Source organism: Pseudooceanicola spongiae, from assembly GCF_014899185.1.
Taxonomy (GTDB): Bacteria; Pseudomonadota; Alphaproteobacteria; order Rhodobacterales; family Rhodobacteraceae; genus Pseudooceanicola; species Pseudooceanicola spongiae.
In genome coordinates this window covers 3,789,021-3,802,232 of sequence record NZ_CP045201.1, presented here as the reverse complement: position 1 = coordinate 3,802,232, position 13,212 = coordinate 3,789,021, and the positions used below count along the sequence as shown (strand labels likewise).

Annotated in this window: 13 protein-coding genes and 2 pseudogenes; 3 read left to right on the top strand and 12 right to left on the bottom strand. The window is 60.6% G+C overall.

Annotated elements, in window-relative coordinates; translation table 11 throughout:
* Positions 1 to 276 precede the first annotated feature (276 nt).
* The 11 genes and pseudogenes from F3W81_RS17895 to F3W81_RS17855 form a co-directional block, all read right to left on the bottom strand.
* Complete coding sequence (locus F3W81_RS17895; RefSeq protein WP_193080716.1) at positions 277 to 630, bottom strand: transposase; 354 nt, start codon at positions 628 to 630, stop codon at positions 277 to 279.
* 135 nt (positions 631 to 765) lie between these two features.
* Positions 766 to 1,173, bottom strand: a pseudogene (locus tag F3W81_RS20945) (transposase); the annotation flags it as partial.
* Positions 1,174 to 1,239: 66 nt separating this feature from the next.
* The gene (locus F3W81_RS21200; RefSeq protein WP_193080714.1) at positions 1,240 to 1,419 is read right to left on the bottom strand and encodes an integrase core domain-containing protein; all 180 of its coding nucleotides are present in this window, start codon (positions 1,417 to 1,419) and stop codon (positions 1,240 to 1,242) included.
* Positions 1,420 to 2,222: 803 nt separating this feature from the next.
* The gene (locus F3W81_RS20940; protein WP_226941735.1) at positions 2,223 to 2,429 is read right to left on the bottom strand and encodes a hypothetical protein; all 207 of its coding nucleotides are present in this window, start codon (positions 2,427 to 2,429) and stop codon (positions 2,223 to 2,225) included.
* A 288-nt stretch (positions 2,430 to 2,717) separates the two neighbouring features.
* Positions 2,718 to 2,807: pseudogene (locus F3W81_RS21195) on the bottom strand (IS5/IS1182 family transposase); the annotation flags it as partial.
* Positions 2,808 to 3,323: 516 nt separating this feature from the next.
* A complete protein-coding gene (locus F3W81_RS17880) occupies positions 3,324 to 4,013 on the bottom strand; it encodes an ABC transporter ATP-binding protein (protein WP_193080713.1) in 690 nt (229 codons plus the stop codon).
* Positions 4,010 to 4,759: an ABC transporter ATP-binding protein gene (locus F3W81_RS17875; RefSeq protein ID WP_193080711.1), complete on the bottom strand. Its 750-nt coding sequence runs from the start codon at positions 4,757 to 4,759 to the stop codon at positions 4,010 to 4,012. Before F3W81_RS17875 ends, F3W81_RS17880 begins: the two co-directional genes overlap by 4 nt.
* Positions 4,752 to 5,738, bottom strand: coding sequence for a branched-chain amino acid ABC transporter permease (locus tag F3W81_RS17870; protein ID WP_193080710.1), 987 nt, complete (start codon positions 5,736 to 5,738; stop codon positions 4,752 to 4,754). The genes F3W81_RS17875 and F3W81_RS17870 overlap by 8 nt, the downstream gene beginning before the upstream one ends.
* Positions 5,735 to 6,652 carry a branched-chain amino acid ABC transporter permease gene (locus F3W81_RS17865; RefSeq protein ID WP_193080709.1) on the bottom strand — a complete coding sequence of 306 codons (918 nt, stop codon included), beginning with the start codon at positions 6,650 to 6,652 and terminating at the stop codon, positions 5,735 to 5,737. The genes F3W81_RS17870 and F3W81_RS17865 overlap by 4 nt, the downstream gene beginning before the upstream one ends.
* Positions 6,653 to 6,721: 69 nt before the next feature.
* Positions 6,722 to 7,864 carry an ABC transporter substrate-binding protein gene (locus F3W81_RS17860; protein WP_193080707.1) on the bottom strand — a complete coding sequence of 381 codons (1,143 nt, stop codon included), beginning with the start codon at positions 7,862 to 7,864 and terminating at the stop codon, positions 6,722 to 6,724.
* A 133-nt stretch (positions 7,865 to 7,997) separates the two neighbouring features.
* Entirely contained in the window at positions 7,998 to 9,608 is a 1,611-nt protein-coding gene (locus F3W81_RS17855) for an AMP-binding protein (RefSeq protein WP_193080706.1), read from the bottom strand.
* Positions 9,609 to 10,595: 987 nt separating this feature from the next.
* On the opposite strand from F3W81_RS17855, the gene F3W81_RS21190 reads away from it, so the two are divergent.
* The 3 genes from F3W81_RS21190 to F3W81_RS17835 all read left to right on the top strand — a co-directional run bounded on the left by F3W81_RS21190 (position 10,596) and on the right by F3W81_RS17835 (position 11,578).
* Positions 10,596 to 10,775 carry a contractile injection system protein, VgrG/Pvc8 family gene (locus F3W81_RS21190; RefSeq protein ID WP_193084014.1) on the top strand — a complete coding sequence of 60 codons (180 nt, stop codon included), beginning with the start codon at positions 10,596 to 10,598 and terminating at the stop codon, positions 10,773 to 10,775.
* Between the two features lie 10 nt (positions 10,776 to 10,785).
* A complete protein-coding gene (locus F3W81_RS21185; protein WP_193080705.1) occupies positions 10,786 to 11,115 on the top strand; it encodes a hypothetical protein in 330 nt (109 codons plus the stop codon).
* Between the two features lie 283 nt (positions 11,116 to 11,398).
* Positions 11,399 to 11,578 carry a hypothetical protein gene (locus F3W81_RS17835; protein WP_193080701.1) on the top strand — a complete coding sequence of 60 codons (180 nt, stop codon included), beginning with the start codon at positions 11,399 to 11,401 and terminating at the stop codon, positions 11,576 to 11,578.
* Between the two features lie 1,065 nt (positions 11,579 to 12,643).
* Here F3W81_RS17835 and F3W81_RS17830 read toward each other — a convergent pair.
* Positions 12,644 to 12,802: a hypothetical protein gene (locus tag F3W81_RS17830; RefSeq protein ID WP_226941734.1), complete on the bottom strand. Its 159-nt coding sequence runs from the start codon at positions 12,800 to 12,802 to the stop codon at positions 12,644 to 12,646.
* Between the last annotated feature and the right edge of the window lie 410 nt (positions 12,803 to 13,212).

Below are 13,212 nucleotides of genomic sequence, written 5' to 3'. Positions count from 1 at the left end.
AAATATATTTATTGGCCCATACAACTATTTTCACGTTGCGGAAATGCAACACCTCATTGCCTTTTGCAGCGCCTAGCAAATCTATCCCTCACACGGTCGAAGGCGTCCATTTCTGACGGCTTTCACACAGGGTGTGAGAAAGGTTGACCCGGTTCCAGGCGCCGGCCATTGTAATAAACTTGTGCGGTTTCCCGGCTTTTCGCAGACGATCCGCAAAGGTCTTCATGGCCGGGTTAAGATGCGCGGCGACCAGAGCATCTTGGAATATCACATGCCTCAGGGCACGGCGACCGCCTGCAATGGTTCGCTTCCCGCGAAGGGTTCCACTGTCTGCGCTACGGGGGCGAGCCCTACGAGAGCTGGGGCCTGTTCGCGGGTCACGGTGCCAGGCTCAGTCATCTCGGCGATCAGCATTGCGCTGGCCACTGGTCCGATCCCGGGGATGGAGCGTAGAACACCAGAGGTCTCCGCCAGCAAATCGTCGCTGGATATGGCGGCCCCGATCCTATCTTCCAGCTCCTTGATCAGGCGTTCGAGCAGCGCCTTCAGTTCGGTATCGATGCTGTCGAACATTTCGGCTGCGCCAGGCTTCTGATGCGGGCGGATCTGTGCCAGTAGATGTTTGTGCATCTCTAAGATCTGGGCCCGCTTTGAGGTCAAAGCTCTAAGAAATCGCAGCTTTTCTTTGGGAAGGCAGCGACCGGCGCATCGGGCCGACAGGCTAAGTAGCGTGGTCATGCCACAAGGGTCAGGATTCGTTCTTGATCAGAGCCAGAACACGACGGTTGCGGCCAAAGCGATAGAAGAGAGGTGGGTCTCCGGGCACCCGTCGTAACGTGTGGCGATACATCTCCAGTCCTTTAGGCGTCCGACAAAGCTCGATGCGATTACGCCTTTGTAGCGACGCTTATCGTGTTTCACTGTCTTCTTGCGCGACTATCGGCCTGGGATGCAGGCTTTTATCCCTCTGCCTTGCAACGGTTTCGCATCCAATCAGCATCATAACCCCTGTCCAGCAACAACCAATCGGCCTCCGACAGACTGCCCAGAAAGCCCGCCGCGCCGGTAGAATCACTGCCCCGCAGCCCAGCAGGTGATGCCTTCATCACCGAGATGGGGTCCTGCAGACATGAAGAACCTGATAGGTTTGCCTTGCGCAGCGGTGACGGCATGCCAATTTGCCCCTCTTGGAGCATCGCTGCCGTATTGTCCCATCTGAATCTGCTCAGGTTAAGCCGCTCATCTGAATGCCTCGGCAGGCGTGCGCATGGCAAGCGCCTGATGAGGACGGCGGTTGTTGTAGAAGCTGATACAGTCGCCGATGACTCGGCTCGCATGCTGGATGCTCTCGAAGCGATGGCGGTGAACACAATACCGTTGTCCGACCTCAGCAGGAACTCCTGTTCGACCCGGCCTCATGTCCTGAACCTGGCGATCAGGGCGTGCTCGAGGGCCGCGCTGGCGTTAGTGGCCTTGCCCGAGCGCGACAGATGCCAGCCTAGAAGCCCGCAGCTGTGGCCGTCGATCAGTGACGAGGACAAGAAAATGATCCTCGGGATCGTTTTCCCGACGGACGCCAGCGAGGCCCATCCATCCTTTCCGGCCCAGACGCGGGCCAGATTAGTAGACGCGTTGCCCGGCAGGCGATTTGCAAAGCAAATCTGCCGAGAGGGGGCATTGGTTCGGTGCCGTGGCGACGGAAGGGATGGCTTGGATGCGGGGGCGCATGCCCGCGGCGCGCTTGCGAACCTGCCAGCCCTTGAGCTGGAAGATCCGCTGGACCATTGTTCGGCCCGCGCACTCGGACCTGTGGCGTTCGGGGACTCACTTTTGAAGCCCAGCAGCCAGGCCACCGTGCGTTAGCCGAAGGAGGGCTCCTCCTCGACCATCGCCTTGATCGGATCGCCAAAACGCGGATCGATCTTCTGCGCTGACTAAATCGGCTTGTCATAGGGTGTCCGAAGCGGCACGCCGAACCAAGGGGACAAGCCCGGCGATCGACACCGCGAGGCCCTCGTGAAGCGTCCGGATCAATTACCGCCCTCCGTTCGGCCCTTGCCTCCGACCAAGAGCGGCTCAGCGCCTCACCAGGAGGGCCTGCAGCTTTTTTCGGGCGCGCACCTCAAGCATCGCCTCGCCATATGCCTCCTGCAGATTTTCAGCGGCTTGTCGTAGTGGGCATTGATGTCGAACGGATTGGCCAGCGGGGACATCTTCGGTGCTTACGCGGCTGCACTGCAGCCACGGTCCCCTTGGAGATCCATGCCGCGCTTGGCATCCCCGACCCGGCCCTCGATATCGGAGGGTGTCAGATCGAAGGATCGGCCCGCTTCGGCCACCGTTGTCTCGCCCTGAATGATCGCGATCACCTCAGCTGTCTTTCGCTTCGCAGTCCAACGTTTGATGCTCTCGTCCATCGACACACTCATTGCTAACTTCTACTTTGTAGCAGGAGCAGATTTTCAGTGGGTTAATATTGGGGCTCAATACGCTCCCGGGCAGTGTGGCATACTGCCCTCTGTTCGCCGCATTCTTTTGTCGCAAGGCTCGAGGGCATGCGATGTACTTTGATATAAGTCCCGTCGATACAGATCGACTTTTATTGACCATACTCTCGCATAGTATCCTGCCAACTCAAGCCATTGCGAATAAATAGATAATTTAGCTCAGGATGCACTCCCGCTCGGTAATCCGAAACGTCAACTGCCGGGCAACGGGTCATCGACGCGCGGCACGCCACGGCTCGTCGGGAAATAAAGCCAACGCCGCTCCATCTGGGCATCGCTTAGCCAATGAGGACTGCTCATCAAGCCGCGCTTTGGTTAGGGACAGTGAAACATGCAGACCTCGTAGCCTCAAAACGAGTCATGGGTCCGGAGCCCAGGATAGATTTCGGTCGCAAGACTGTGAGAACTGAGGTGGTTACCGAAAACTGAACTCTGACATAATCTCCGATTTTCTGTCTGCTGATTTTCAGCACATGGGACATCGAAGATGTCGAAACGAAAGCCGCATGCCGCTAAGTTCAACGCACTGAAAGTGCAAGGATACCGTGTCGGAGCTGGCAGCCCAATTCGGCATGCGTCTGTTTACCGGCACTGCATGTTTACCTGCATGAGAGGCGACGACTATTAACCAATGGCCAAGAAAGTGCTGAGTACCCGCGCGTGCAGATGCCCCCCGCTATCGCTAAGTCGCCCTTTGCAAACATATCATCTCTCCGCGCTTGCCTGATCAGTTGTGCACAAGCGGAGGATCGCTTTCCCCAAGAAAGACGTCAGCATTCCAGCGCCCGCCGCGATTCACCCCTTCAGCTTGGGCGTCTAGACGCCGAGATACCGGTCAGTCAGCTCCGGCGTGAGTGCTTTGCAGTCGCCCGTCCAGACTGTTGTTCCGCGCTCCAGGATGACCGCGTGATCGGCTACGGGAGCGAGCTCTTTCAGCGTTTTATCGACGATGATCAGCGCCAGACCGCTGGCTTTCAGCGCATGGATCGCCGCCCAGATTTCCTGCCGTACCACGGGGGCCAGCCCTTCTGTCGCCTCGTCGAGGATCAGGAGGCGCGGGTTGGTCATCAACGCACGCCCAATCACCAGCATCTGTTGCTCGCCGCCTGAAAGCGTGCCGGCCCGCTGCTCCAGCCGCTCGCCCAACCGCGGGAAAAGCGCAACCACCCGGGCCATATCCCATGCGCCTGGGCGCGCCGCAGCAATAAGGTTTTCGCGCACGCTGAGCGGAGCGAACACGCGCCGCCCCTCGGGCACAAGCCCCAGCCCCAGCCGCGCGGCCTGATGCGACGCCAGCCCTGCAATGTCGCGCCCGGCAAAGCGCAGAGCGCCGCTTTTGAGCGGCAGCATCCGCAGGATCGTGCTGATCGTTGTCGTCTTGCCCATGCCATTGCGCCCCATCAGCGCAAGGACCTCGCCCTCACGCAGGCTGAGGCTGACACCAAACAGCGCCTGGACAGATCCGTAGGACGCCGTGACCTGATCCAGTTCCAACAGCAGGCTCATGCCTCTTCTCCCAGATAAGAGGCGCGGACCTCTGGATTTGCACGGATTTCCGCGACAGAGCCCGTGGCGATGATGCGCCCATAGACCAGCACGGAAATCCGGTCGGCCAGTGCAAAGACTGCGTCCATATCGTGTTCGACCAAAAGGATCGGCGCGGATGTACGCAGCTCGGACAGGATCGGCGTCAACTGTCGCGCGCCCTCCGGCCCCATGCCCGCCATCGGCTCATCCAGCAAAAACGCCCTCGGCTGCAACGCCAGAGCCATCGCGATCTCCAGCTTGCGGCGCTCACCATGCGACAGCGCCGCCGCCGTGACGCCTTCGCGCCCCTCCAGCCCGGCATGCGCGATATGCGCCTGTGCCGGATCGGTCAGATGCCGGTCCGATAGCGCGGGACGAAAGAAGCCGAAGCTGCGCCCCTGCGCGCCCTGCACCGCCAGCACGACATTCTGCAAGACGGTGTAGTCGGGCATCACGGAGGAGATCTGGAAACTGCGCGCGAGACCCGCCCGTGCGCGCGCCGCCGCATCCCAAGTCTCGACCCTTTGGCCCGCGAACACGATGCTGCCGCTGTCGGGACGGATCTCCCCCGCGATCTGTTTGATCAGCGTGGATTTGCCCGCCCCGTTTGGCCCGATCAGCGCGTGAATCTCGCCCTGCCGAAGGGTCAGCGAAACATCCTGCGTCGCCTGCAAAGCCCCGAAGGCCTTATGGAGATTGTGGATTTCAAGGATCACCTCAGACATCGCCGCGCCTCCGTGTCAGAATTCCGATCACTCCGCCGGGCGCAAAAAGCACCACAGCCAGAAGCACCAGACCAAGGAAGAACTGCCAGTAATCACTGAACTGGCCCAACAGATGTTCCGCCAGAATATACAGACCCGCCCCAGCCACCGGCCCCAGAAGCCGCCGATTGCCGCCCAGAATGACAAACACCATGATCTCGCCCGACATGTGCCAGTTCAGCATCGCAGGGCTGACGAAACGGTTCAGATCGGCATACAGCGAGCCGGCAAGAGCCGTCATCATCGCCGAAATCACGAAGATCGTCAGCGACAGCCAGAACGGGCGAATGCCGATGCTGGCCATCCGTTGCGGGTTTTGCCGCGCGCCGCCAAGCGCCAGTCCGAAGCGCGAGCGCGTGATCATCGCCGACAGGCCCACTGCCAGGATCAGCAGCGTGAAGCAGACCCAGAAATAGTTCAGTGGATCAAACATGTTGAGTTCGGGGAACTGGTTGCGTGTGTAAAACGACAGACCATCCTCGCCGCCATAGCTGGGCCAAGACACCGCGAAATAATAGATCATCTGCGAGAAGGCCAAAGTCAGCATAATGAAGAACACACCGCTGGTGCGCAGGCTCAGGGCCCCGATCACCACCGCGAACAGCCCCGCGACCACGATCGCGATCGGCCAGATCAGCAGCATCTGCTGCGTGCCGTTCACGGTAAACGCGCCGTCGAAAAGCGGCTCGTAGTTCGCCGCATGGCTTGCCAGGATCCCCGTGACATAACCGCCGATCCCGAAGAACGCCGCATGTCCGAACGAGATCAACCCGCCGAACCCCAGCGCGAGGTTCAGGCCCACACCCGCCAGTGCGAAGATCGCCACTTTGGTCGCCAGCGTGATCGTGAACGGATCGCCGCGCAGCTGTGCCACCACGGGCACCAGAACAAGAAGCGCCAGAACCGCGCTGTTGACCACTGTTTCGCGTGTGATGTTCATGTTCTTGCTCCGAACAACCCTTGCGGGCGCACCACCAGCACCACCGCCATCAAAAGATAGATGAGGATCGAGGCCAGCGCCGAGCCAACACCCCGCGCCGCTGCGGGGTCCATGATTTGCGCAAATCCCATTGGCAGCAGGAACCGCCCCATCGTGTCCGTCATCCCGACCAGTAGCGCGCCGATCAGCGCCCCCTTGATCGACCCGATCCCGCCGATCACGATCACCACGAAGGCAAGGATCAGAACAGGCTCTCCCATGCCGACCTGAACCGATTGCAAGGTACCCACCAGCGCCCCCGCGATCCCGGCCAGCGCCGCGCCAAGGGCGAAAACGATTGTGTAAAGACGGCTGATGTCGACGCCGAGGGCCGCGATCATGCCGCGATCCGCCTCACCGGCGCGGATGCGAACGCCAAGCCGCGTGCCACCGATCAGCCAGAACAGCCCGCCCGCCACCGCCAGCCCGACAAAGATGATCACCAGACGGAACAACGGATATTGCAGCCCGCCGGGAAAGGTGACCGCCCCCGACAGCACCGCCGGAACAGTCAGGAACAGCGGCGAGGACCCGAACACCCAGCGACAGCCTTCCGAGAAGACGAGGATCAGCGCGAAAGTCGCCAGCACCTGATCCAAGTGGTCTCTCGCATAAAGCCGCCGGATCACCGCGACCTCGATCACGGCCCCCGCCGCAGCCGAGGCGATCAGGCTCGCCACCAGACCCAGCCAGAATGACCCGGTGAACCCCGCCACTGCAGCGCAGACGAACGCCCCCAACATATAGAGTGAGCCGTGCGCCAGATTGATCAGCCCCATGACACCGAAAACGAGCGTCAGCCCGGCGGCCATCAAAAACAGCATCATTCCGTATTGCAGCCCGTTCAGGATCTGCTCGATCAACAGCAATGTCATAGGATTTCCTTCACCCCAAGCGGCGCGCACGGTGCCGCATCGGCCCGTGCGCGCTTTCTTCAGGGGTTCTTACATCTTGCACTCGGCCGCATAAGCATCGGCACGGTCGGCGAGAGCTGTGCTGACGATACGGTTGGTCAGAATGCCATCTTCCTCGACAACTTCCCGAACGTAGATGTCCTGGATCGGGTGCTGGTTCGGACCGAAGCTGAACTTGCCACGCACCGAGGCGAAATCGGCCTTGGCGAGCGCTGCGCGGAACGCCTCCTTGTCCTTCACATCGGCGGTTTTCATCGCAGACAGCAGCAGATGCGCCGTGTCATAGCCATAGGAGGCATAGATCGACGGCAGGCGACCGTATTCCGCCTTGTACTCGGCCACGAAGGTCTTGTTCGCCTCGTTGTCGATGTCCTTGGACCAGTTGGAGGTATTGTGCACCCCCAGCGCGGCCTTCCCGGCCGCTTGCAGGATATTCTGATCAAAGGAGAAGGCCGGCCCGACCAGCGGCAGGTCGACACCGCTATCGGCATATTGCTTCATGAAGGAAATCCCCATGCCGCCCGGCAGGAAGAAAAAGACGGCATCCGCGCCCGACGCGCGGATCTGCGCGATCTCGCCCGCGTAATCGGTTTGGCCGACCTGAGTGTAGACCTCGTCAACCACATCGCCCTTGAAGTAGCGTTTGAACCCAGCCAGCGAGTCTTTCCCGGCCGGATAGTTCGGCGCCATGATGAAGACCTTGTTGTAGCCGGTATCGGTCGCGAAGGCCCCTGCGGCTTCATGCAGGTTGTCGTTCTGATAGGACACGGAGAAATACAGCGGATTGCAGCCCGCCCCCGCCAGCTGCGACGGTGCGGCGTTGGTCGAGAGGTAGAACTTGCCCTGCCCCACTGCGGCAGGCACCACCGCCATCGCGAGGTTCGACCAGACGATCCCCGTCAGCACGTCCACCTGGTCGGACTGGATCATCTTGTCGGCCAGTTGCACGGCAACATCCGGTTTTTGCTGATCGTCCTCAACGATCACCTCCACATCGGTGGCACCCGCCTGCTTCAGCCCCAGCAGAAAGCCGTCGCGGGTATCGATGCCAAGGGTGGCGCCGCCACCCGACAGGGTCGTGATGAGCCCGACCTTGACCGGCTCGGCAATTGCGCCGCCCGCCAGAGCAAGGCTCAGAGCCAGCGAAGGAAACAGAGTCTTTACGATTTTCATTTTTTCCATCCGTATTGGTTTTTATGTTGTTTTTAGTTTTTGGTCTGCGTGGTTCGGCAAAAAGAAAGCTGGATCAAGCGATTGAATAGATGTCTCTCCCGGCACGCCCAAGAAGAGTTTCGTCAGACCCTCTTCAGGATTTCAAGCGAAACCGCTGGATTTTACCGGATTCTGTTTTTGGCAGACTCGCCACAAAATGCACCCGCCGCGGATATTTGAACGGCGCGATGGTCGCCTTGACGAAATCCTGCAGCTCTTTGACCAGAGCGTCCGAGGCCGAAAAGCCTTCGCTGAGCACGATATGCGCCTCGACAATCGTGCCGCGCGCCTCGTCCGGCGCGCCGATCACCGCACATTCTGCGACCGCAGCATGGGCCAGCAGCGCGGACTCGACCTCAGGCCCTGCGATATTATACCCCGAGGAGACGATCATGTCGTCTGAGCGCGCCGCGAAGTGGAAATAGCCCTCGGCATCCTGCACGAAGGTATCGCCGGGCAGGTTCCAGCCATTTCGGACGTATTTCGCCTGCCGCTCATCCGCCAGATACCGACACCCCAAAGGCCCCCGCACCGCAAGATGGCCGGGCGTGCCGCGCGGGACTTCGTTCATCTCGTCGTCGACGATCTTCGCCTCATACCCCTTGAGCGGCGTGCCCGTCGACGCTGCCCGCGCATCGCCCAGACGGTTCGAGAGGTAGATGTGCAGCATTTCCGTACCGCCAATCCCGTCCAGCATTGGCTTGCCAGTCCGCGCGACCCATTCATCAAAGACAGGCGCCGGAAGGGTTTCACCGGCAGAAACCGCGCAGCGCAGCGACGACAGATCCGCGCCCTCATCCATCGCGCGCAACATGGCGCGATAGGCGGTCGGTGCCGTGAAACAGATCGTCGCGCGGTGTTTCTCGATGATCTCGATCAGGTTCGGCGGGCTGGCATTTTCCAGCAGCACCGCCGTCGCCCCGAACCGAAGCGGGAAAATCGCAAGCCCGCCAAGGCCAAAGGTAAAGGCCAGCGGCGGAGAGCCGCAGAACACATCCTCAGGCGTCACCCCCAGAATTTCAGCCGCATAGGCATCCGCGATGATCAGAAGGTCGCGGTGAAAATGCATCGTCGCTTTCGGCGATCCGGTCGTGCCCGAGGTAAAGCCCAGCAGGGCAACATCTGTCTGCCCTGTCGCGACAGCGCTATATTTAACAGGCTTGTTGAGCGCTGCGCGGTCCAGATCCGCCTCATGATTGGCGGTGCCGTCAAAGGCGATAACCGTTTTCAGATGGGCGCTGGTGCTGGCGCAGATCTCCAGCTCCTCCAGCATCCGGCTATCGCAAAGGGCCACAGCGATTTCCGCTTTGTCGACGATCTGGTGCAATTCCTTGGCGCGCAGCATCGGCATCGTATTCACCGCCACCGCGCCGATTTTCGTCACCGCAAGCCAGCAGGCCACCATCGCCGGATTGTTGGCCGAGCGCAGCAGGACACGGTTGCCCGGCTGCACGCCATAGTCCTCGACCAGCGCATGCGCCAGCCGGTTGGTCCAATCGGTCAGCTCCTTGTAGGTGCGCTGCCGCCCATTGCCGACCAGCGCGATATTGTCGCCGAAGCCGCGCTCGACCATGCGGTCCGTCAGCTCCACCGCTGCGTTCAGCTGCTCGGGATAATCGAACCCGTCCAGCAACTCCGGCCACTCTGCCACTGGCGGCAGATTGTCCCGACAAAAACTATCGCGATGCGCCGTAGACCCAAGCATCGTCACAACCCCCATATCTAGATGACGCCCTGAAGGCGGTATAAATTATCAAACGGCACGGATGTGATGTCAGCGACGTTGCTTCGTCGAGGGCAGAGCCCTGCATGGCTTTTGATGGTGCAAACGTGCCGCAGCACGCGGGATATCGCAGGTCATGGGATGTCATTCCTCACAGTGTTGGTCGTCTGCTGCAGTGATCGCGCCAAAGTAAAAACGACCGGATCCTGCGACATTTTTATTTTCATCGACTGTGAGCAGAAGTAAAATTTAATTCAAGCTTAAAGTTTCAGGCTTAAAAGTTTCGCTCTCCCTGCACCGCATCGCAAAAAAAATCGGCACAGGTGTCGCGAAATCGGGCAAGTACAGATGCCGGTTGCACACGCAGACCCCGCCGCATGACCACCGCCTTTGTTGGAGAGGAAAACTTGGCGGATTGGCCCTGACCTGAAGTGCGACGGGGCTGAGCCGGGCCTTGTGGGAAACGGGAAAAGGGCCGATCGTTTGGCACAAGGCCCTCATGAGCACGATAACGTGGGATGGGTCAGCCCAGTGACGGGGCGGGTGCAACGGGCGGCACCGTGCCTCACGTATCGCTTCACAACGCCGGGCGCAGCAGCCGCGGTCAGGTCATCAGGCTAGGGTAGAGAGCGCCTTTACCAGCCTGCGGGTTATGACGAGGCCCCTGCCTCGAACGCGGCATCGCCGAACATCCGGATCTTGCCTGCGTCATCCCGGCAAGCAAGCCCTTGGAGCGCAGTAAGGTCGCGAGCCTCACCGGAATTGAGGCTCCCCCTGCTGGTCTTCAGGACAATGGTCAGCGCTGCCCGAACGGGACAGGACGCGGCGACAAATTCACCTGCACTAAGGACCAGGCCAAGGTCAGCCAGACCAGATCACGCACCCTCAACTCATTGAGACGACGGCAATGCCGCCCCCGAAAGTAAGCGCAGCCATCAAGGCGGCCGGTGTGGCCACAACAAGACCTACATCACCATCCTGACCACACTGCAGCGGCCCTACAGCGATGCCGGCGCGCTTATGATCAAGCTGTTCGACGTCGACACCGAGCTTCAGTACACGGTTCATAAACGCGAAACCGACATAGCCTTCGCCACCCGGCTAACGGAGAGCCAAGGGATTAGCTGCCATTTCGCCCACGGTCGATGATGAAAATCAGATGATCCTCAGCGATACATCGAACGCCACGCAACGATCGGCGCGTGGCCCTTCAGGCCCGCATAAGGAACCAACAGGAAGACACAGGAAATTCCCAACATGGCCCCCGGCGCGGCGCATCACCACCGCCGCGATCCTGCTGACCGATTGCAACTTCAAGACGCGACCACCTCAATGGGAGGTCGAGCGCACGGGAGGTACCTTGCATGGGGGGGGCAAGATCGAAAGCATCGACTGGCAAGGGGACTATTCCGATCAGGCGCGTGGCGGCGCCTGTGTCGTTCCTCCGATGATACGGTCCACAGCCTGGGCCAAGAGAACCTGCGCCTGACGGCGAGCCATTCCTGCCCCCCAACTATGTCTCGGGCTGCAGCTATGCCTACCGGGCGCTATATCCTGCGGCCTTCGCCGCCGCGCTCTCCACGCTCAAGACAACGCTCGACGATGTGCAAGGCCAGCAAGCCAAAGGTGTCGCCAGCCAGAGAGTGATCACCAGGTAGGGCGCGGGCGACAACGAGTTGCGCTTCAAGCATTCGTAGCCCCGTGAAGAGGTCTTGATACATACAGCAAGGACCACATCTACCGCGTCTGCAATCCGCTCAGCCAGTCGGTCTATGCCGATCACCTCAGCGAGCTGCGACGCGATTGTAAGAGGCGAGGTCGCGGGCAAATATACCCCTGATGCCGGCACCTCGATCACCGCCGGCACCGGCAAGCACACCGCGATTGTCGCTTCGCCCACTCAGAACATCATGCGCGGACTGGCGCGCGTGACAGCCTGCCAACCGCCCTGACCCTGAGAAGATCATCGTGTCCATCGTCAAGGTGGACGATCACGCCGGAGGTCGCTTAGGAATAGAGGGCATGGGCCCGGTTCCGACAGGAGAGTTCTGATGCTGCGTCTGCCCCTTGCCATGCTAGCGGCACTGACGCTTTCAGCCTGTCCCCTCGGCGAGCTTGGCCAGATGGTGCTGTCCTTTTCCGCCTATCAGGGTCGTCCAGTTGTGCTATCCGAAATGGTGGTGAACGGAACTGACATGGCGATGATCCAGCCCCCAAAGGCGCGAACGACACGCACACCCGCGACGTGCTTCGGACCTGCGCCAGCCGCACACCAGACGCCGAGCAGGATTACGCCGCAACACCCGGAGAGTCGCCCGCGCTGAGCGAAGCGCTGGACATGGCAGTTTCCTCCCCTGCCCCCTCGAAATGCTGACGCGAGACAACGAGGCCTGACCTTAAACGGCCTTCGCCGCCGACGTGGACAATTCCTGAAGCATGCTGAGCGAGCGGCACTCCGTCATCTGCGTCAAAGGCATCATCCCATGCGCGGGTTGGCCCCAAAGGTCGGCATCAAACATCGCGGGAGCTGGAACCGGCATGGTGTTGACATACGGCGAAGCCCCGTGCTCTCCGCCTGCCGCGGCGTCGGCGCAAAGATTGACGTGCTGGCCGAGGCCGTCGATTTGCGCAAGATCGGGGTCGACATATCTACCACCTGACCGCCCGGCACGCATACCGCACCAACCTCCGCCTCAATGAGAACCAGCGCGGCGGCAACGACGGCCCTAAAAGGCTCTCCGCGCACTTCAGTTTACGCAGCAGCGCCGTACTGAACTGCACCTGAGTTCAGGTCGGGCTGTCCCGGATCACGTGGCAGATCATGTACAATGGCGCTATCGCAGCCGGTGCGCCGTTCCTGTTGCGGCCCACCAGCGCGCAGCGAACGCCGTCTGAGCGTGAGCTCTCTCCGAGTGGCGCATGCCAGCCATCGACGAGCAACGTGAGATCTTGCGCAACTCTGGCCATGTCCCGGCATGGCACGTACCACTGGGAGTGCACGCGCTATCCCAACAACTCTAAAAAGAAGAAATAGCGCCCTGCGCCATCCCGGCTTTCAGCTCGCAAAACCGCTCCGTCTCTGGGCCGTCGCCCTGCAGGATCTGCGTCCGCGTGCCCGCCGGGTCAAGCGCCACATAGCGCAGACGGAAGTGCCAGATCTGCTCGACCTCGCACATCAGCGCGCAGGCGCTCTGCGAAGTCCATGGCCACCTCAGCGGCGCCACCCAGCTCCGCGCAAACGAACTCATACTCAGTCGAAAACTTCTGCGCGAACCTGGGCGCAGAACGGCACACTGAAAGACATGCTCAACGCCCCTTTTTTGAAATGCCTGGCGATTAAGGTCCATAGCGATCTTGCCGGAAGCCTCGTCATACGCAGATGCGCAGGCGATATCAGGTCGGGGGCACAGTTGGCTGCGACCTGAGGGTCAATCTCGAGAAAAGTCGGGACCTCATGCAGGTGTCGAGGTGATCGTTTCGAGCGAATTTTCGGAGAGATCTGCCAGCCCGCGCGATATAAGATCATGCGGGGCCCTGTCAGAATGGCTGAAAATGACACCAGAGAAGAGCGCTGCCGCTTCGCTTT